The sequence below is a fragment of the Reyranella aquatilis genome, assembly GCF_020880995.1.
Lineage (GTDB): Bacteria > Pseudomonadota > Alphaproteobacteria > Reyranellales > Reyranellaceae > Reyranella > Reyranella aquatilis.
Genome location: NZ_JAJISD010000006.1, coordinates 177,142 through 194,621 on the forward strand (window position 1 = coordinate 177,142; position 17,480 = coordinate 194,621).

Annotated in this window: 21 protein-coding genes; 15 read left to right on the plus strand and 6 right to left on the minus strand. The window is 67.9% G+C overall.

The genetic code is table 11. The annotated features are described in order from the left end of the window. Positions 1-3 precede the first annotated feature (3 nt). The 4 genes from ccoP to ccoN are packed head-to-tail and all read right to left on the minus strand — an operon-like array spanning position 4 to position 3,236. Complete coding sequence (gene ccoP / locus LJ725_RS15280; protein ID WP_230551505.1) at positions 4-864, minus strand: cytochrome-c oxidase, cbb3-type subunit III; 861 nt, start codon at positions 862-864, stop codon at positions 4-6. A gap of 10 nt (positions 865-874) precedes the next feature. Further along, positions 875-1,030, minus strand: a complete 156-nt coding sequence (locus LJ725_RS15285; RefSeq protein ID WP_082751840.1) for a cbb3-type cytochrome oxidase subunit 3 — start codon at positions 1,028-1,030, stop codon at positions 875-877. Positions 1,031-1,039: 9 nt separating this feature from the next. Next, entirely contained in the window at positions 1,040-1,765 is a 726-nt protein-coding gene (ccoO, locus tag LJ725_RS15290; protein WP_230551506.1) for a cytochrome-c oxidase, cbb3-type subunit II, read from the minus strand. A 10-nt stretch (positions 1,766-1,775) separates the two neighbouring features. Next, a complete protein-coding gene (gene ccoN, locus LJ725_RS15295) occupies positions 1,776-3,236 on the minus strand; it encodes a cytochrome-c oxidase, cbb3-type subunit I (RefSeq protein ID WP_230551507.1) in 1,461 nt (486 codons plus the stop codon). A gap of 122 nt (positions 3,237-3,358) precedes the next feature. Here ccoN and LJ725_RS15300 point away from each other — a divergent pair, with 122 nt between their 5' ends. Both LJ725_RS15300 and LJ725_RS28970 read left to right on the plus strand, forming a co-directional pair. Next, on the plus strand, positions 3,359-4,177 hold the full coding sequence (locus LJ725_RS15300; RefSeq protein ID WP_230551508.1) for a DUF2189 domain-containing protein: 819 nt from the start codon (positions 3,359-3,361) through the stop codon (positions 4,175-4,177). Between the two features lie 91 nt (positions 4,178-4,268). Continuing rightward, complete coding sequence (locus tag LJ725_RS28970) at positions 4,269-4,403, plus strand: hypothetical protein (protein ID WP_268990673.1); 135 nt, start codon at positions 4,269-4,271, stop codon at positions 4,401-4,403. A gap of 76 nt (positions 4,404-4,479) precedes the next feature. Here LJ725_RS28970 and LJ725_RS15305 read toward each other — a convergent pair whose 3' ends face one another. Next, positions 4,480-5,214, minus strand: a complete 735-nt coding sequence (locus LJ725_RS15305) for a sulfite exporter TauE/SafE family protein (protein WP_230551509.1) — start codon at positions 5,212-5,214, stop codon at positions 4,480-4,482. 103 nt (positions 5,215-5,317) lie between these two features. Here LJ725_RS15305 and LJ725_RS15310 point away from each other — a divergent pair, with 103 nt between their 5' ends. The 5 genes from LJ725_RS15310 to fixJ all read left to right on the plus strand — a co-directional run bounded on the left by LJ725_RS15310 (position 5,318) and on the right by fixJ (position 9,611). Continuing rightward, positions 5,318-6,151, plus strand: coding sequence for a universal stress protein (locus LJ725_RS15310; RefSeq protein ID WP_230551510.1), 834 nt, complete (start codon positions 5,318-5,320; stop codon positions 6,149-6,151). Between the two features lie 11 nt (positions 6,152-6,162). Further along, positions 6,163-7,521 carry an oxygen-independent coproporphyrinogen III oxidase gene (gene hemN / locus LJ725_RS15315; RefSeq protein ID WP_230551511.1) on the plus strand — a complete coding sequence of 453 codons (1,359 nt, stop codon included), beginning with the start codon at positions 6,163-6,165 and terminating at the stop codon, positions 7,519-7,521. 12 nt (positions 7,522-7,533) lie between these two features. Next, on the plus strand, positions 7,534-7,749 hold the full coding sequence (locus LJ725_RS15320) for a hypothetical protein (RefSeq protein ID WP_230551512.1): 216 nt from the start codon (positions 7,534-7,536) through the stop codon (positions 7,747-7,749). Between the two features lie 70 nt (positions 7,750-7,819). Next, positions 7,820-8,974: a two-component system sensor histidine kinase NtrB gene (locus tag LJ725_RS15325; RefSeq protein WP_408015743.1), complete on the plus strand. Its 1,155-nt coding sequence runs from the start codon at positions 7,820-7,822 to the stop codon at positions 8,972-8,974. Then, positions 8,967-9,611: a response regulator FixJ gene (fixJ, locus tag LJ725_RS15330; RefSeq protein ID WP_230551513.1), complete on the plus strand. Its 645-nt coding sequence runs from the start codon at positions 8,967-8,969 to the stop codon at positions 9,609-9,611. Before LJ725_RS15325 ends, fixJ begins: the two co-directional genes overlap by 8 nt. Positions 9,612-9,624: 13 nt before the next feature. Here fixJ and LJ725_RS15335 read toward each other — a convergent pair whose 3' ends face one another. Continuing rightward, positions 9,625-10,383: a YbaY family lipoprotein gene (locus LJ725_RS15335; RefSeq protein ID WP_230551514.1), complete on the minus strand. Its 759-nt coding sequence runs from the start codon at positions 10,381-10,383 to the stop codon at positions 9,625-9,627. Between the two features lie 172 nt (positions 10,384-10,555). On the opposite strand from LJ725_RS15335, the gene LJ725_RS15340 reads away from it, so the two are divergent. The 8 genes from LJ725_RS15340 to LJ725_RS15375 all read left to right on the plus strand — a co-directional run bounded on the left by LJ725_RS15340 (position 10,556) and on the right by LJ725_RS15375 (position 17,453). After that, positions 10,556-11,851, plus strand: coding sequence for an Nramp family divalent metal transporter (locus LJ725_RS15340; RefSeq protein ID WP_230551515.1), 1,296 nt, complete (start codon positions 10,556-10,558; stop codon positions 11,849-11,851). A 34-nt stretch (positions 11,852-11,885) separates the two neighbouring features. After that, the gene (locus LJ725_RS15345) at positions 11,886-12,149 is read left to right on the plus strand and encodes a hypothetical protein (protein ID WP_230551516.1); all 264 of its coding nucleotides are present in this window, start codon (positions 11,886-11,888) and stop codon (positions 12,147-12,149) included. Then, positions 12,149-12,523, plus strand: coding sequence for a hypothetical protein (locus tag LJ725_RS15350; protein ID WP_230551517.1), 375 nt, complete (start codon positions 12,149-12,151; stop codon positions 12,521-12,523). The genes LJ725_RS15345 and LJ725_RS15350 overlap by 1 nt, the downstream gene beginning before the upstream one ends. A 35-nt stretch (positions 12,524-12,558) precedes the next feature. Beyond that, positions 12,559-12,858: a hypothetical protein gene (locus tag LJ725_RS15355; RefSeq protein ID WP_230551518.1), complete on the plus strand. Its 300-nt coding sequence runs from the start codon at positions 12,559-12,561 to the stop codon at positions 12,856-12,858. 78 nt (positions 12,859-12,936) lie between these two features. Continuing rightward, positions 12,937-14,010 (plus strand): NAD(P)-dependent alcohol dehydrogenase, encoded by a 1,074-nt coding sequence (locus LJ725_RS15360; RefSeq protein WP_230551519.1) that lies wholly within the window; start codon positions 12,937-12,939, stop codon positions 14,008-14,010. A 7-nt stretch (positions 14,011-14,017) separates the two neighbouring features. Continuing rightward, positions 14,018-15,400 (plus strand): GH1 family beta-glucosidase, encoded by a 1,383-nt coding sequence (locus tag LJ725_RS15365; RefSeq protein WP_230551520.1) that lies wholly within the window; start codon positions 14,018-14,020, stop codon positions 15,398-15,400. Next, complete coding sequence (gene glk / locus LJ725_RS15370) at positions 15,397-16,347, plus strand: glucokinase (RefSeq protein ID WP_230551521.1); 951 nt, start codon at positions 15,397-15,399, stop codon at positions 16,345-16,347. Before LJ725_RS15365 ends, glk begins: the two co-directional genes overlap by 4 nt. Next, complete coding sequence (locus tag LJ725_RS15375) at positions 16,344-17,453, plus strand: SbmA/BacA-like family transporter (RefSeq protein WP_230551522.1); 1,110 nt, start codon at positions 16,344-16,346, stop codon at positions 17,451-17,453. Before glk ends, LJ725_RS15375 begins: the two co-directional genes overlap by 4 nt. Positions 17,454-17,480 lie beyond the last annotated feature (27 nt).

Genomic DNA, 17,480 nt, shown 5'->3' on the forward strand with positions numbered 1-17,480 from the left:
CGCCTAGCGGCCGCCGCCCAGCGCGTGGACGTAGATGGCCAGCATCTTCAGGGTCGCCTCGTCGAGGCGGCCGTTCCATGCCGGCATGCTGCCGTTGCGCGCGTAGAAGATGGACCGGTAGACCGAATCGCGGTCGCCGCCATAGAGCCACAGCCCGTCGGCGAGATTGGGGGCGCCCAATTCCTGGTTGCCCTTGCCCTCGGCGCCGTGACAGGCGACGCACTGCTCCTGGTAGATCTTCGCGCCTTCCGGCGTGGCCTTGGCCTTGCCCGAGAGGCTGAGGACATAGTCGGTGACGGCGGCCACCTGCGCGCCGGTCAGCGCGCCGTCGACGCCGAAGCGCGGCATCATCGACTGGCGCGACTTGTCGTCGGCGTTGCGGATGCCGTACCGGATCGTCGTGTAGATCTGGTCGAGGCTGCCGCCCCAGATCCAGTCGTCGTCGACCAGGTTGGGGAAGCCCGGGCTGCCGGCGCCGCCGGCGCCGTGGCACTGCATGCAGTTGGTCTGGAAGGCCGAGCGTCCGCCGGCCATCGCGAAGTTGAGCAGCTCCGGCTCCTTGGCGATCTGGGCGAGCGGCGTCGCGCGGATGCGGTCGACATAGACCGCGCGCGACTTGGCCTGCGCCTCGAGCGCCTGGGTCAGCTCGACGCGGCTCGAATAGCCCAGCGAGCCCTCCAGATGGCCGTTCAGCCACGGCCAGGACGGGTAGAGGAAGCAGTAGACGGCCGCGAAGACGATGGTGGCGTAGAAGGTATAGACCCACCAGGTCGGCAGCGGCGTGTTCAGCTCCTTGACGCCGTCCCATTCGTGGCCGGTCGTGTCGCGGCCCGACAATGTGTCCTTTTCGATCTTGGTCGGCATGACGGGTCCTTCAGCGATCGTCGTCTTTGAGGGGAATCTGCGCGTCCTTCTCGAAGCGCTTCTTGTTGCGTGGCCGCCAGGCCCAGAAGGCGATGCCGGCAAAGACGATCAGCGCCCACACGGTCCACAGCGAGCCCAGGAACTCGCCCAGCGATTGCAGGGTCATGGCCGCCTCCTACTGCCGCAGCCGCTCGGGCGGCAGGTCGCCGAAGCGGACCAGCGTGCCCAGCATCTGCAGATACGCCACCAGCGCATCCATCTCGGTGATGGCCGTCGTGCTGCCGTTGAACTTGCCGACGACGACGCGCGGATAGCGCTTCTCGAGGGCCGTCGGATCGAGGTCGGGATTGACCTGGGCCTCGAGGTCGGCCTTGGCGTTGGCGATCATCTCGTCGCTATAGGGCGTGCCGACCGCGCGCAGCGTCTTGAGGTGCTGGGCGATGTCGCCATAGTCGAGCGGCTTGTCGGCCAGGAACGGGTAGGCCGGCATGATGCTCTCGGGCACCACGGCGCGCGGCGAGGCGAGATGCGCCACGTGCCAGTCGTTGGAGTAGCGGCCGCCGACGCGCGCGAGGTCCGGGCCGGTGCGCTTGGAGCCCCACTGGAACGGCTTGTCGTACATGCTCTCGGCGGCGAGGCTGTAGTGCCCGTAGCGCTCGACCTCGTCCTTGAAGGGCCGGATCTGCTGGCTGTGGCAGACGTAGCAGCCCTCGCGGATGTAGATGTTGCGCCCGAGCAGCTCGAGCGGCGTGTAGGGCCGCACGCCATCGACCCGCTCGATCGTCGTCTCGATCGTGAACAGCGGGATGATCTGGACCAGGCCGCCGATCGATACGGTGATCAGCGTCAGGACGAGCATCAGAATGGCGTTCTTCTCGATCCATTCGTGACGGATGAACATCGCGCGTCTCCTAGGCTGCGAGTGCAGGGCGGGGACGGGCGGCGAGCGTTGCCTCGCCGCGGATCGTGCGCCACATGTTGTAGGCCATCAGCAGGCCGCCGGTGAGGAAGAAGAGCCCGCCCAGCAGCCGGATCGCATAGAAGGGCTGCATGGCCGCGACCGTCTCCACGAACGAGTACTGCAGGAAGCCGAGCTCGTCGTAGGCGCGCCACATCAGGCCCTGCATGATGCCGCTCACCCACATCGCCGTGATGTAGAGAACGATGCCGATGGTCGAGATCCAGTAGTGCCAGCCCATCAGGCGGGTGGACCACATGCCGGGGCGGTTCCACAGCTTCGGCACCATGTAGTAGAGCGTGCCGAACACGATGAAGGCGACCCAGCCCAGCGCGCCGGAATGGACGTGACCGATCGTCCAGTCGGTATAGTGGCTGAGAGAGTTGACGGCCTTGATCGACATGACCGGGCCCTCGAACGTTGCCATGCCGTAGAAGCCGACGGCGGTGACGGAGAAGCGCAGGCCGGGATCGGTGCGCAGCTTGTCCCAGGCGCCCGACAGCGTCATCAGGCCGTTGATCATGCCGCCCCAGCTCGGCATCCACAGCATGACCGAGAAGACCATGCCGAGTGTCTGCGCCCAGTCGGGCAGCGACGTGTAGTGCAGGTGATGCGGGCCGGCCCAGATGTACATGAACACCAGGGACCAGAAGTGCACGATGGACAGGCGGTAGGAGTAGACCGGCCGGTTCGCCGCCTTGGGAATGTAGTAGTACATCATCCCGAGGAAGGCCGCGGTGAGGAAGAAGCCGACCGCGTTGTGGCCGTACCACCACTGGATCATCGCGTCCTGCACGCCGGACCAGGCGCCGTAGCTCTTGGTCCCGGTGATCGACACCGGCAGTGCGAGGTTGTTCACGATGTGCAGCATCGCGATGGTGACGATGAAGGCGAGGTAGAACCAGTTGGCCACGTAGATGTGCGGCTCCTCGCGCTTCAGCACGGTGCCGAGATAGGCCAGCAGGTAGGCGACCCAGACGATCGTCAGCCACAGGTCGACGAACCATTCGGGCTCGGCGTACTCCTTGCTCTGCGTGATGCCGAGCAGGTAGCCGGTGGCGGCCATGACGATGAAGAACTGGTAGCCAAGCAGGATGAACCAGGCGAGCGGTTCGCCGCCGAACAGGCGGGCGCGGCAGGTGCGCTGCACGACGTGGAAGGCGGTGCCGATCAGCGCGGTGCCGCCGAAGGCGAAGATCGCCGCCGAGGTGTGCAGCGGCCGCAGCCTTCCGAAGGTGAGATAGGGACTGTCGAAGCTCAGTTGCGGCCAGACGAGCTGGGCGGCGATGATGACGCCGACAAGGAAGGCCGCGATGCCCCAGAACATCGTCAGGACGACGGCGGCCCGGATCGGATCCTCGACATAGTGCGGCGTTGTTCGCGCACCGGCTGACAGGACGGCTGGACTCGACATGATCTCTCCCGCTTTGACACGGGGAGACTAGGGAGGCCGGGCGCGGCCTCCTTTGATGTGGGTCAAGGCCTGGCGCCGCCGACCGGTATGAAGTGTCGCATCATGTGAGGAAAAATCGCACCATGAGCGAACCTGTCGCAGTGTTTCAGGGGCCATCGCCCCAGATCCGGCGCGTGCCCATCGACCGGCCCTGGGTCTGGCTGGCCGCGGGCTGGAACGATCTCTGGGCCGCACCGGTGAGCGGCCTCGCCTGGGGCGCGGCCGCGGTCGCGGCAGGGTGGGTCGCCATCGCGCTGCTGCTGTGGCTCGACCAGCCCTGGCTGGTCCTTCCGCTCAGCGCCGGCTTCTTCTTCGTCGGCCCCTTCATGGCCGTCGGTCTCTACGAGACGAGCCGGAGACTCGGGGCGCGCCTGCCGGTCGATGGTTGGGCGACGCTCAGTGCCTGGCGGCGCAACCCCGACCAGATCGCCCTGATGGGCGTCGTGCTGCTCCTGCTTCACCTGGCGTGGATGCGCGCCGCGCAGCTCCTGTTCGCCCTGTTCCAGGGGTCGGGCGTGCCGTCGTGGGACCGCTTCACCGACGTGCTGTGGCACTCGGCGCGCAGCCTCCCTTTCCTGGCGGCCGGCGTGATGATCGGCGCGGCCCTGGCGGCGCTGGCCTTCGTCATCGGCGCCTTCTCCATTCCGTTCCTGCTCGACCGCCGCCACTCGAACGTGTTCGAGGCGATCGCCACCTCGGTCGCCGCGGTGCGCCTCAATCCGCGGCCGATGCTGCTGTGGGCGGGCTTGATCGTCATGCTCGTGGCCATGGCCATGGTGCCGGGCCTGCTCGGACTGATCGTCGTGTTGCCGACGGTGGCGCACGCCACCTGGCACGCCTATCGCGACGTGGTGGTCTTCGAGCAGCCGTCCGACCCGGCACACGCTGCTGCCTCTTCGTAATTCTCCGTAGTCGAATCCCTGAATTCTTCCCGCGCAAAACTGCGCGTACTGACGGGCTTGTGAAAAGGGAACCCGGACTGGGAGAGAGGACATGACTAGAAATCAGAAGCCGATGACTCGCCAGGAGTTCGTCCAGGACGTGAGCGGCATCGGTCTCTGGCTGTTCGCCTCCATCCTGCTCGTGCTCGCGATCGGCGCCGCCCTCGAGACCCTCGCGACGAGCTGAGGCGCCCGCAGGACACGCGCGCCGCACCCGGGGCCAATACCGGCGTGTCTTCGGCATTCGAGTTCGCCCGCAGCAACTAAAGCCGCTGGCTCGCGAGCGCCAGCATCAGCAGCGCATTGCCCACGAGCAGCGGGGCGCTCACCCATGAGGCGGCAGCGCGCATGCGCCGGCGCATGATCAATCCGCCCCACCCGACGGCAACGAGCGCGGGCACCGTGCCCAAGGCAAAACCCGCCATCGCCAGGGCGCCCACCGCCGCCGACCCGGTGCCGGCCGCGGCCGCGAGCGCGGCGTAGAGCAGGCCGCAGGGCAGGAAGCCCAGCAGGATGCCGAGCCCATAGCGCCCGGCCGGGGTGCGGGAGCGCGACAGCGGCGCCGCGAGTCGCGACAGCGCCGCGCTCCAGGGAGTCGTTCCGCCTCCAAGGGCCAGCCCGGCGGCCTGTGCGATCAGCAACAGCGCCGCGACGGCGAGCAGGACCGACGAGATCCAGGCAAAGCCAGTGGTGGCGGCGAAGAGCGCGGTGGCGCCACCGGCGGTGGCGCCCAGCGCCGTGTAGGTCGTGGCGCGCCCGAGATGATAGGGCAACAGCGCCGCGCCGGAGAGACGGCGCCATTCGCCGTAGCCCGACAGGGGCGCCGCATCGGCGGCAGCCATCACCTGGCCCAGCACGAAGGGTCCGCACATGCCCACGCAGTGCAGCGCGCCGCCCGCCAGTCCCGCCAGGAAGAGGGCGAGCGGCAGGGACGCCGCGACCGCTGGCAGATGCAGGCCGTCGCTGCACAGCGCGATCAGGTGGGAGACGAACTCCATCGCGGCAGTGGACACGCTCGGCGGGCGCAACGACTTGACCTGCATCAAGGCGGGCCGCGGCATGGGGCAGCAGATTTTCATCCTTGCGGAAGGGGAGCTGCGGATGACCTACAAGACGATCCTGGTCCATTGCGATGCCGGCCCGAAGGTCGCTCAGCGACTCGCCGTGGCGGCAGACCTCGCGGAGCTTCACGCCGCGCACCTGGTGGGCCTCCATGCCAGCCCGCCGCTGGAGGCGCCGGTCTTCTTCGAAGGCATGCCGATGGACAGTCTCTTCGCCAGCTACGAAGCCGGCGCCAGGGCCGACGAGGCCGCCGCGCGCAAGGCCTTCGACAGGGTCCTCAAGGGCCGGCACCTCTCTTCCGAATGGCGGGTGACGGAAGGTTTCATCGACACCGAACTCGCCGTCCAGGCGCGCTACGCCGATCTCCTCGTGGTCGGCCAGACCGATCCCGAGGCGCAGACGCCGACACCGTCGGATCTTCCCGAATCCGTTGTTCTCTCGACCGGCCGGCCCTGCCTCGTCGTGCCGCACGTCGGCGTCCGCAAGCCGCCGGGCCAGAGCGTGCTGCTTTGCTGGAACGCGACCCGCGAGAGCGCGCGCGCCGCGGCCGATGCGCTGCCGTTCCTGCGCGCCGCCCGCAAGGTGACGGTTCTGGTCGTCGATCCGCGCACCTCGCCCAACGGACATGGCGCCGAGCCGGGCGCCGACGTTGCGCATTGGCTGGCGCGCCATGGCGTGAAGGTGACGGTCCAGCGCGACGTCGCGGCCGATACGGATGTCGGCGGAGTCATTCTCTCGCGCGCGGCCGATCTCGACGTCGACCTGATCGTGATGGGCATCTACGGCCACAGCCGCGTGCGCGAGATGGTACTGGGCGGCGCCAGTCGGACGCTGCTCTCGAGCATGACCGTCCCCGTCTTCATTTCCCATTGAGGGCGGCGACCGTGGACGGCACCAACCTCACGCGGCGGAGTCTGGCGGCGTACGACCGCCCCGTCCCGCGCTACACCAGCTATCCGACGGCGGCGCAATTCCATGCCGACGTGGGGCCGGCCGATCATCACGCCTGGCTCGCGGCCCTGCCCGATGCCCGAGCGACGGTCTATCTGCACGTGCCGTTTTGCCGGCAACTCTGCTGGTACTGCGCCTGCAACACGTCGGCGATGAACCGCAAGCAGCCGCTCGAGGATTACGCTCAGGCCCTGATCCGCGAGATCGACCTTGTGGCCGATGCCGTACCGCACCTGCTGGTGGGGACGATCCAGTGGGGTGGCGGAACTCCCTCGCAGCTCGGGGCCGCGCGCCTCGCCCAGGTCTCCCGACATCTCGCGGCGCGGTTCGACCGCGCCAGCGGCTCGGAGACGTCTGTCGAGGTCGATCCGCGCTACTGCGACGAGGCCTTCGTTGCCGCGATGGCGGAGGCCGGCGTCACGCGCGTGAGCCTCGGCGTCCAGGACTTCGACATCGAGGTGCAGGAAGCCATCAACCGGATGCAGTCGGTCGAAGTCACGGGAGCGGCGATCGGCCGGTTTCGTGAGGCCGGGGTTCGCCACGTGAACATCGATCTCGTGTATGGACTGCCGCGCCAGACCTTGGATTCTCTGTCTCGCACGCTCGATGTCGCGCTCGCGATCCGTCCCGACCGGTTTGCGGTGTTCGGCTACGCGCATGTGCCCTGGATGAAGGCGCGGCAGCAGCTCATCGACGTGTCGACACTGCCCGGCCTGCCCGAGCGGGCCGCCATGGCCGATCTCGTCGCCGAGCGGCTCGTCGCGGCCGGGTACCACCGGATCGGCCTCGATCATTTCGCCCTGCCAACGGATCCGCTGGCGACGGCGGCGGGCCGCGGCAGGTTGCGTCGCAGCTTCCAGGGATACGTCGCCGAGGAATTGCCGTCGGTGATCGGTCTCGGCGCCTCGGCGATCTCGAGCCTGCCGCAGGGATTCGTCCAGAACGCGTCCGACACCAAACGCTACCAGTCCGCCATAGCGGCCGGCATTCTGGCGACCGAGCGCGGCGTGGCGACCCATGCCGCGGACCGGCTGCGGGCCGAGGTCATCGACAGGTTGATGTGCAACTTCACGGCGGATCTGGACGAGATCTGCCGCCGTCACGGGATCGCATCGGGCTCGTTCCTCGCCGGCATCGCGGACCTGCCGGCGCTGATCGACGACGGCCTGGTGCGCCTCGACGGCCAGCGGCTGCATGTCACCGATGACGGGCGGCCGCTGGTGCGGTTCGTCTGCGCCGCCTTCGACCAGTACCTCGCCCACGGCAAGGGGCGCCATTCCAGCGGCATCTGACGGAGTCATTCGATGAGCACCTATCTTCTCGTTCAGCGCCATGTCGAGGCCGCCCTCGCCGAAGCGGCGGCCAAGGGCATCGACGAGGACGTCGTCGCCCGTTCCCTGCTGTCCGAAGCGATCCGGATCTTCCGGCAGAAGCGCTCGGCCGGAGACATTGCCGAGGAACTCACGGCGGCGATCGACAATCTCGACGAGGATGCGCCGCTGGCCTTCATCCGGCCCTGAGGTTCATCCCGCCGCACGGGCGTGCTATCGTTCGCGGCAAGCGCCGCCGATCGATGCAGAATCCAAATCCATGAGCGAACCGACATTAGCGCTGGCGCTGGAGGCAGCCGAGGCACGGCTGCGCTCTGTCCTGCAGACCGTGCCGGACGCCATGCTGATCATCGACGAGAAGGGGCAGATCGAATCGCTGAGCATGACGGCGGAGCGGCTCTTCGGCTACGAGCATGCCGAGGTCGTGGGCCGCAATGTCAGCATCTTCATGCCGTCCCCCGACCGGGAACGCCACGACGCCTATATTGAGCGGTACCTGGCCACCGGCGAGAAGCGCATCATCGGCATCGGACGCGTCGTCGTCGGCCAGCGCAAGGATGGTTCGACCTTTCCCATGCACCTGACGGTCGGCGAGTTGCGCACCGGCGACCGGCATCATTTCACCGGCTTCATCCGCGACCTGACCGATCAGCAGATCACCGAATCGCGGCTGAAGGAACTGCAGTCCGAAGTGACGCACATGTCGCGCTTCACGGCGCTGGGCGAAATGGCGTCGACCCTTGCCCACGAGATCAACCAGCCCCTCACCGCCATCAGCAACTATCTCAAGGGCTCGCAGCGCATCCTGCAGCGGCTCGAGGGCGAGGAAGCCGCGATACTGCGCGATGCGATCGGCAAGGCGGCCGATCAGGCGCTGCGGGCCGGCCAGATCATCCGGCGCCTGCGCGAATTCGTGTCGCGCGGCGACAGCGAGCGCACGATCGAGAGCCTGCCGAAGCTGATCGAGGATGCCAGCACGTTTGCCCTTGTCGGTGCGCGCGAAAGCGGCATCGAGACCGTGTTCCGGCTCGATCCGGGCGCCACGCAGGTGTTTGCCGATCGCATCCAGATCCAGCAGGTTCTGGTCAACCTGATCCGCAATGCCATAGAGGCCATGACCGAGTCCGCGCCGCCGCGCCGGCTCGAGATCGCGACCGTGCTGCGGGAAGGCGGGTTCGTCGAGGTCTCGGTCGCCGATTCGGGCGCTGGTCTCGCGCCCGAGGTGGCGCGCAATCTCTTCCGGCCCTTCGTCACGACCAAGCGCAAGGGAATGGGCCTGGGGCTTTCGATCTGTCGTACGATCGTCGAGGCGCATGGCGGACGGATATCCGTCGCCGGCCGGGATGGCGGCGGCACGGCCTTTCGTTTCACCCTGCCGTCGACGGCCGGACGCGAGGAGGGAGACGATGTCTAGCCAGGTGGTCCACGTCATCGACGACGACGTCGACGTCCGCCAGTCTCTGGCCTTCCTGCTGAGTACGGCGGGACTGGCCGTGCGCGTTCACGATTCGGCGACCACCTTCCTGCAGTTGCTGCAGGATATCCAGGATGGATGCGTCGTCACCGACATCCGCATGCCGGGCATGGACGGACTGCAGCTTCAGAAGCGGCTCGCCGAGCTGCGGCCCCGCCTGCCGGTGATCGTCATGACCGGCCATGGCGACGTGCCGCTGGCCGTACAGGCGATGAAAGCCGGTGCCGTCGACTTCATCGAGAAGCCCTTCGACGACGAGGTGCTGCTCGCCGCGATCCGTTCCGCCCTGGCGCGTCACGCCCGCGACACCGAGCACGAGTCCCGTGTCGCGGCCATCACCGCGCGACTCGCCCTCCTGTCGGAGCGCGAGCGCGAGGTGTTGAAGGGCCTGGTCGACGGCAAGCCCAACAAGGTGATCGCCTACGATCTCGGCATCAGCGCCCGGACCGTCGAGGTCTACCGCGCCAACGTCATGACCAAGATGCAGGCCGACAGCCTGTCGGCGCTGGTGCGGATGGTCTTGGCGACCGCGCCACCCGACAAGACCCCCGGTCCGGACGGCGCCGCGGCAACCTGAAGGCTGTTTCGGCTCAGCGCCTTCCGTCGGCGACCGGCACGAGGTTCAGCTCGACGAAACGTGTCAGTTCGCCCTGGGACAGTTTGCGCGGTTCGCCGAGCTCGAACAGGGTTCGGTGCGCGAGCACGACACGGGCGGTCAGGGAAATCGAGCGGTTCTCAAGGGACAGGCCGGCCGGGAGGCGCAGCGAGAAGCCCAGCGGCAGGTGCCAGCCGCTCCGCACGACCTGTTCGGTCAGGACGCCCGGCGGATCCTGCGACGTATCGAGCAGCTGAATTTGAAGTTCGATGCCTCTCTGCAGGGGCTCCTTCTGGGGATGGATCGCGGACCCGTTGATCACGATCGCCGGCGGCAGGCGGTCGCCGAGGTCCCGCAGCAGTGCGCTCGCATGGAACATCGTCGCCTGGCCCTCGGCGTTCAGGACGCAGGTGAAGCGGAAGAGGAACGACGTGCCGTCGCGCCTCTTCGCCCAGCCGTTGCTCGTGATCGTCGTCAGGACGGATCGCGAATCCGCATCCTCGGTCCTGTCGATGGTCATCCAGGGACGCCCGTCGAGCGCGAGCGTCATGAAGGCGGGATCGCCCTGTCGCACGGTGCTGCCGGCCTTGCCGGCGCATCGCGAAAGCAGGGGAACGGGCGAGCTGTCGGAAGGTTCGGCGCGCACATCGAGCGACAGGGCCAGCGCGAGGATCACGACCACTGCCTGCGCGAAGCGGACGCAGAGCGTCCATCCCCATCGGGCGAGAGCGGGTGGCTCGGGCTGCGGCGTCATGTCTGCTCCTCCGACCTTGCACGGCGGGCCAGCGCGAGGCTCGTCCGGGCACCCCGATACAGTAGAGCCGGCGGGTAAGGCCCCCATGATCCAGATCAACGACGGTCCGCATTCGCGGTGGGACACAACTGCCTGCCGAACGTCACGCATCAGAAGCCAGCAGGGGCGCGCCTTGTCAGACGGAAATCCCGACCTGCCGCGCACGGCTTCGCCGGATCGGCGCGGCGCGCGGCTGGCGGGTCGGATCGGGCCGGGCATCGTGACCGGCGCGGCGGACGACGATCCGAGCGGCATCGCGACCTACTCGCAGGCCGGGGCGCAGGCCGGTTTCGGTCTTCTCTGGACGGTGGTCCTCACCTGGCCGCTGATGGTGGCGGTCCAGTCGGTCAGCGCCCGGATCGGCCGCGTCACCGGGCGGGGGCTCGCGGCCAATCTGTGCCGGGTGTTTCCGCGCCCCCTGGTGCTGGTGGCGGTTGCCCTGCTGTTCGTGGCCAACACCGTCAACATCGGCGCGGACCTTTCGGCGATGGGCGCCGCCGTGAACATGCTCCTGCCGTGGGACCGCCATGGCTACACGCTGGCCTTCGGCGCCCTCTCGCTGCTGGCGATCGTGTTCGTGCCCTACAGCCGCTATGTCGGCTACCTGAAATGGCTGACCTTTTCGCTGCTGGCCTATGGCGGCATCGTGTTCACGGTGCGGCTCGACTGGGCGGCCGTGGCGGCCGGTTCCCTGGTTCCGGCCTTCGATCTCGACAGCCGGACGCTGATGCTGGTCGTGGCGGTGCTCGGCACGACGATCGCGCCTTACCTCTTCTTCTGGCAGACGTCGCAGGAAGTCGAGGACGAGGAGGCGGACCCCGAAGCGGCGCCCCTGATCGTATCCGCCGATCATGCCGGGCTCGAGATCGCCCGGATCAACCGCGAGACCGCCATCGGCATGGCCGTGTCGAACATCGTCGCCTTCTTCATCATGCTGACGACCGCCGCGACTCTCCATGCATCCGGCGTCACGGACATCCAGAGCACGGAGCAGGCCGCGGCGGCGCTGCGGCCGATCGCCGGCGAGGCGACGTTCCTGCTCTTCAGCCTGGGCATCGTCGGGACAGGATTGCTGGCCGTGCCGGTGCTGGCCGGATCGGCGGCCTATGCTTTCGGCGAGGTACTCGGCTGGACCACGGGGCTCGAGAATCGCCCGCGCGACGCGCTCCCTTTCTACGCCGTCATTGCCGCGGGCATCGGGATCGGCCTCGCGGTCGACCACCTTGCCCTCGATCCCATCAAGGCGCTGGTCTGGTCGGCGGTATTGAACGGCGTGATCGTGGTGCCCTTCATCGCTGCCATGATGGTCGTCGCGTCGAGGCCGGACATCATGGGGGCGTTCGTCGCCAGCTGGTGGCAGCGAATCCTTGGATGGCTGACCTTCGCGGTGATGGGTGCCGCCGCGCTGGCCATGTTCGCCCTGCTGTAGGTCCGCAGTTCGGCGCTGCGGAAAACTGCAGACCTTGAGCCATATCAAGGGCCACCTGCGCCTTCGGGTCTATTGGGAAGGTGTATCCGGCACGGAGCAACCCATGCTGCGTTGGGGCGCACTCCTCTCGATTGGCGTTCTGGGCTTCGGTGGCTTGATCCTGGCCGGTCTCACAAGCGACGTCCGCGTCTTCGTCATCTGTCTTCCCTTCAGCCTGCTGGCCGTCCTGCTCTGGTGGTGGCTGATGAAGGACGCCGACGATGCCCGGCGGACGCATCGACAAAAGGGAGACGGCTAATGCACCTGAAACAGATTCGACTGGAACTTGCCCGGACACCCGAGTTCCCCAACGGCAGCGCGGCGCACGGCTACGAGCTCGTGGCACCCCTGGACGCCAAGGGTCATCTCGACTCGGCGGGTTTCTCGGATGCCAAGGCAGCCTGCACCGTTCGCCGATTCTGGGCCGGCGCCGACGACGAGCACGGCGCGCTGATCCATACGCGCGGCGGCTGGGTCTTCTCGTACGCGCCCGGCCCGGACGACGACGAGCCGATCTTCAAGCTCGACCGGCATCAGTTCACGGTCGGCGACTACATCACCGTCACCGAGCACGACGGTGTCGCGAGGCCCTTTCGTGTCGTCGAGGTGAAGCCCGCCATCCTGCGCCGCTGACGGCAAGCCGATGTCCTGAAACCAAGGAGGCCAACATGTCCGCACCGTTCCCATCCCTGATCCCCGAGCCCGGCCTGTCCGCTGCCGGCGATTCGCTTGTCGAATGGCAGCGCGGCATCACCGAGTTCGCCTTCCTGCGCCTCAACCGCAACCTGCAGTGCTGCCAGGATCTCATGGGCGCGAGGACGCCGGCCGACCTGCACAAGGTCCAGCAGGACTGGGCCCTGCAGTTCTCGTCCGACTATCGGGACGAAATCCGCCGGCAGATTGAACTGCTGGCCTCCGCGCCCGCCACATCGGACGAGGTGCAGGAGACCGCCGCGCTCGTCGCCTGATTGCCGGGCGGTTGAGGCAGATCAACCCGCCGCTACCGGTCGGAGCCTATCGTCGCGCATGAAACGCGGAGGAACGTCATGACCAGGATGATGGCGGCCGTCTTTGCCGAACCGGGACGCATCGTCCTGGAATCGCGACCGATGCCCGACGTCGGACCCCTGGATGCGTTGCTGCGCATCTCGACGACCACGATCTGCGGCACCGATGTTCACATCCTTCGCGGCGAGTATCCCGTCCGCAAGGGACTGATCGTCGGTCACGAGCCGGTGGGGATCATCGAGAAGCTGGGCTCGCAGGTGAAGGGCTACAAGGAAGGCCAGCGCGTCATCGCCGGCGCGATCACCCCCAGCGGACACAGCTACGCCTGCCTCTGCGGCCAGCATTCGCAGGACGGGGCCGAAACCCGCCACGGATTCAAGCCGGCGGGCGGCTGGCGCTTCGGCAACACCATCGACGGCTGCCAGGCGGAGTTCGTCCTGGTGCCGGACGCGATGGCGAACCTGGCGCCGGTGCCAGGCAACCTCAGCGACGAGCAGGTCCTGATGTGCCCCGACATCATGTCGACCGGGTTTGCCGGCGCCGAGAGCGGCCAGGTCCGGATCGGCGACACGGTGGCGGTGTTCGCCCTCGGCCCGATCGGGCTTTGCGCGGCGCTCGGGGCGCGGCTGATGGGGGCGACCACCGTGATCGGCGTCGATACCGTCGCGGCCCGGATGGCCGTTGCCCGCAAGCTCGGCGTCGATCACGTGATCGATTTCCGCAAGGGCGATCCGGTGGCGGCGATCCGCGAGTTGACCGACGGTCGCGGTGTCGATGTGGCCATCGAGGCACTCGGCACCCAGCAGACCTTCGAGAACGCCCTGCGCGTGCTGCGCCCCGGCGGCACGCTGTCGAGCCTCGGTGTCTATTCGGGCGACCTCCGCATCCCGCTCGATGCCTTCACCGCGGGCCTGGGAGACAACAAGATCGTCACCTCCCTGTGCCCGGGCGGCAAGGAACGCATGCGCCGCCTGATGGCCGCGGTCTCCTCGGGCCGGGCCAACCTCGAGGCGCTGGTCACGCACCGCTTCGCCCTGGCCGACATCGAGGCGGCCTACGACCTCTTCGCCCATCAGCGCGACGGCGTGCTGAAAGTGGCGATCACGCCCTGAGGCCGGCATGACCCTCGTCAACGACCCCGGTGCAGAACCGCCATCCTCGGCGAAGACACACGGCTTGCTGCGCCCCGATTTCGTCTGGGGCGTCTCGACCTCGTCGTACCAGATCGAAGGCGCCGCCCGGGAAGGCGGGCGCGGCGAGAGCATCTGGGATCCGTTCTGCCGCCAGCAAGGCCGGATCGCCAATGGCGATACGGGCGACGTGGCCTGCGATCACTATCACCGCTATCGCGAGGACGTCGCGCTGATGCGGCAGCTGGGCGTGGGCGCCTACCGGTTCTCGGTCGCCTGGCCGCGTGTCCTTCCCGCCGGCCGGGGGCAAGCGAACGAGACCGGACTCGAATTCTACGACCGGCTGGTCGACAGTCTGCTCGCCGTCGGCATCGAACCCTGGGTCTGCCTCTACCACTGGGATCTTCCGCAGGCTCTTCAGGAGGCCGGTGGCTGGGTCAACCGGGACTGCGCCAGCTGGTTCGCCGACTATGCGCGCCTCGTCGCGAGCCGCCTCGGCGATCGCGTCAAGCGGTTCGCAACGTTCAACGAGCCGAGTGTGTTCACGCTCTTTGGCTATGCCTTCGGCTGGCATCCGCCCGCAGTCGACGACGCGGCCAGCCATCATGCGGCGATCCACCACGTCAACCTGGCGCACGGGATGGCCATCGACGTGCTGCGCGACTACATCATCGGCGCATCGCTGGGTGCCATCCACAACATGCAGCCGGCGCGACCGGTGCAGGCGACGGCGGAAGACCGGGCGGCCGCGCGGATGCTCGATTGCTACTGGAATCGCGCTTTCGCCGATCCGCAGATGCTGGGTGTCTATCCCGACGCCCTCGCGGCCCGCATGGCGCCGTTCTGCCGCGACGGCGACCTGAAGCGGATCCATCGCCCGGTCGACTGGCTGGGGATCAACCACTATTCGCCGGTCTATGCGCGGGCCGATTCCGCCTCGAGGCTGGGGTTCGCGTGGAGTGATGCGCCGGCCGACGCGCCGCGCTCGCCCATCGGCTGGCAGATCGACCCCGCCGCCTTTCGCGACGTCCTGATCGACGCCTGCGACCGCTACGGCCTGCCGATCTACGTCACCGAGAACGGCGCGGGAGCGGTCGAGCTGGCGGATGCCTCCGGCGCCGTCGACGATCGCGAGCGCATCGAGTATCTCGCGGCGTACATCGAGGCGCTGGAAGAAGCGACCGTGCTCGGGGCCGACGTGCGAGGCTATTTCGTGTGGTCGCTGCTCGACAATTTCGAGTGGGGTGCGGGCTATTCGAACCGCTTCGGCATCGTTCGCGTGGACTACGCCACGCAGGCGCGCACGCCCAAGGCGTCGGCCAGATGGTACGCGGCTCGGATCGCGTCGCATCGCGCGAAGGCCACGGCATGACCTGCCGTCTCCTTGCCGATGTCGGCGGGACGCGCACCCGGTTCGCGCTTCTCGACGGCGAAGGGCTGGGGGCCATCGAATCGGTACCGACGGGCGCCTATTCGAGCGCTGTCGATGCCTTCCGGCACTTTCTCAACGGCCTGGCGGAAGGGAGGGTCGTCGAGGAAGCCGTGATCGCGGCGGCCGGTCCGGTCTCGGGCGGACGCTGCAAACTCACGAACGCGTCGTGGGTGCTGGAGAGCGAGCAGTTGCAGCGCCAGCTGTCGTTGCGCGACGTCACGCTCGTCAACGATCTCGCCGCGCTCGCCTGGGGCGTACCAGACCTGACCGACGGCGACGTCGTGGCGATCGGCGAGGGTTATTGTGATCCGGGCAGCCCGGTCGTTCTTCTGGCGCCCGGCACCGGAATGGGCGTCGCCTGCTACATACCCGGTGCCGAAGGTTCGCATGTGCTCTCGAGCGAAGGCGGGCATGCGACCCTAGCGGCGGGAGATGCGGCAGAGGCATCCGTGATCGAGTCCCTGCGCCGCCGCTTCGACCATGTTTCCGCCGAGCGCGTGCTCTCCGGAGGCGGGCTGGTGAACCTGTACCAGGCACTCGGTGGCCGCGGGGGCCGCGCCGATGCGGTCACGCCCGAGGAGATCGTGCGAGGCGCCCTGCAGGGCGACGACCGGCAGGCCGGCGACGCGGTCGGCATGTTCTGCGGGTTCCTCGGATCCTTCGCCGGCGATCTGGCGCTCCTGTTCGGCGCCAAGGGCGGCGTCCTGATCGGGGGCGGCATCGGGCCTCGCCTCGCTTCGGTGCTGCAGCGCTCGGCATTCCGGGCGAAGTTCGTCCGCAAGGGTCGGTTCGAGTCCTACGCCGCCGGGATCGCGACCCGCGTCATCGTTCGTCCGGAGCCGACTTTCCTCGGCCTCAAGGCCCTGGCGACGAGAAGCGGGACGTGAGGGAAGACGCACCCTCTGCCGTAGGGCGAGGATCGCTGCGGCGTTTCTGGCGAACGGCGGCGGGTTTCGGGACCGGTGCGGGAAGCTGGCTGCCGTGGCTTCTCATCGGATCGCTGGTCGTCTGCGTGATCGCGCAGCTGCTCGTGCAATACCGGCTGAACATCTGGAATCGCGACTTCTTCGATGCGCTGGAGCAGCGCGACGGATCGGAGATCCGCAACCAGACCTACCTGCTGCCGCAGTTCGCGGCGGCCAGCATCGCGCTCGCCGTCTTCGCGGTCTGGGCGCGCATGACCTTCCAGCGGCGGTGGCGCGGCTGGCTGACCATTCGCCTGCTCGAACTCTGGCTCGACAACGACAACTGCCGTCGGCTCGATGCCGGCGCGGACGAGCCGCAGCTGCCGGAGTACCGCATCGCCGAGGACGCGCGCATCGCCACGGATGCGCCGATCGATCTCGTCACCGGGCTCCTGTCGTCGGTCCTGACCGCTTCGACCTTCGTGGTCGTGCTGTGGACGATCGGCGGCAGCCTGCCTGTCGGTCCGCCCGAACTGGGCTTCGAATTGCCGGGCTACCTGGTCTTCGCCAGCGTTCTCTATGCGGCGCTGACGACGGGAATGATGATCCTCGTGGGACGTCGCATGGCGCACGTCATCGAGCGGAAGAACCAGGCGGAATCCGAACTGAAGTTCGCGGTGGCCCGGCTGCGCTCGGCACAGGGCGAGCCACGGGTGCACGGTGCGATCGCGCAGGCTGCGCCCGTGGGCTTTGCGCTGGAGGAGGTCCTGCGCACCTGGGCCTCGCTGTGCGGCCAGCATGTGCGGACGACGCTCGTCTCGCACGGCAATACGCTGCTCGCACCGATCATCGGATTGATCCTCTGTGTCCCGAAATACATCGACCGCTCCCTGTCGCTGGGGGAGGTGACGCAGGCGGCGGCGGCGTTCGCCGCCGTCCAGATCGCCTTCAACTGGCTGGTCGACAACTATCCTAGATTGGCCGAATGGGCCTCGTCGGCCAGCCGCGTCGGCGTCCTGCTGCTGGCGATCGACAGGCTCGCGGTCCTGTATCCCAAGCCCGCCGGCCCTGCGGCTCCGCCACGGTAGCGGTCGCCGTTTCAGGGTTGATGTACG

What these genes read in the sequence shown, in the direction of transcription:
- LJ725_RS15335 (WP_230551514.1), bottom strand. Translation starts at nt 10,383, where the DNA reads ATGACGCCGCAGCCCGAGCCACCCGCTCTCGCCCGATGGGGATGGACG.
- LJ725_RS15355 (WP_230551518.1), top strand. Translation starts at nt 12,559, where the DNA reads ATGTCCGCACCGTTCCCATCCCTGATCCCCGAGCCCGGCCTGTCCGCT.
- LJ725_RS15285 (WP_082751840.1), bottom strand. Translation starts at nt 1,030, where the DNA reads ATGACCCTGCAATCGCTGGGCGAGTTCCTGGGCTCGCTGTGGACCGTG.
- ccoO (WP_230551506.1), bottom strand. Translation starts at nt 1,765, where the DNA reads ATGTTCATCCGTCACGAATGGATCGAGAAGAACGCCATTCTGATGCTC.
- LJ725_RS15310 (WP_230551510.1), top strand. Translation starts at nt 5,318, where the DNA reads ATGACCTACAAGACGATCCTGGTCCATTGCGATGCCGGCCCGAAGGTC.
- LJ725_RS28970 (WP_268990673.1), top strand. Translation starts at nt 4,269, where the DNA reads ATGACTAGAAATCAGAAGCCGATGACTCGCCAGGAGTTCGTCCAGGAC.
- fixJ (WP_230551513.1), top strand. Translation starts at nt 8,967, where the DNA reads ATGTCTAGCCAGGTGGTCCACGTCATCGACGACGACGTCGACGTCCGC.
- LJ725_RS15365 (WP_230551520.1), top strand. Translation starts at nt 14,018, where the DNA reads ATGACCCTCGTCAACGACCCCGGTGCAGAACCGCCATCCTCGGCGAAG.
- ccoP (WP_230551505.1), bottom strand. Translation starts at nt 864, where the DNA reads ATGCCGACCAAGATCGAAAAGGACACATTGTCGGGCCGCGACACGACC.
- glk (WP_230551521.1), top strand. Translation starts at nt 15,397, where the DNA reads ATGACCTGCCGTCTCCTTGCCGATGTCGGCGGGACGCGCACCCGGTTC.
- LJ725_RS15350 (WP_230551517.1), top strand. Translation starts at nt 12,149, where the DNA reads ATGCACCTGAAACAGATTCGACTGGAACTTGCCCGGACACCCGAGTTC.
- LJ725_RS15325 (WP_408015743.1), top strand. Translation starts at nt 7,820, where the DNA reads ATGAGCGAACCGACATTAGCGCTGGCGCTGGAGGCAGCCGAGGCACGG.
- LJ725_RS15300 (WP_230551508.1), top strand. Translation starts at nt 3,359, where the DNA reads ATGAGCGAACCTGTCGCAGTGTTTCAGGGGCCATCGCCCCAGATCCGG.
- ccoN (WP_230551507.1), bottom strand. Translation starts at nt 3,236, where the DNA reads ATGTCGAGTCCAGCCGTCCTGTCAGCCGGTGCGCGAACAACGCCGCAC.
- LJ725_RS15360 (WP_230551519.1), top strand. Translation starts at nt 12,937, where the DNA reads ATGACCAGGATGATGGCGGCCGTCTTTGCCGAACCGGGACGCATCGTC.
- LJ725_RS15305 (WP_230551509.1), bottom strand. Translation starts at nt 5,214, where the DNA reads ATGGAGTTCGTCTCCCACCTGATCGCGCTGTGCAGCGACGGCCTGCAT.
- LJ725_RS15320 (WP_230551512.1), top strand. Translation starts at nt 7,534, where the DNA reads ATGAGCACCTATCTTCTCGTTCAGCGCCATGTCGAGGCCGCCCTCGCC.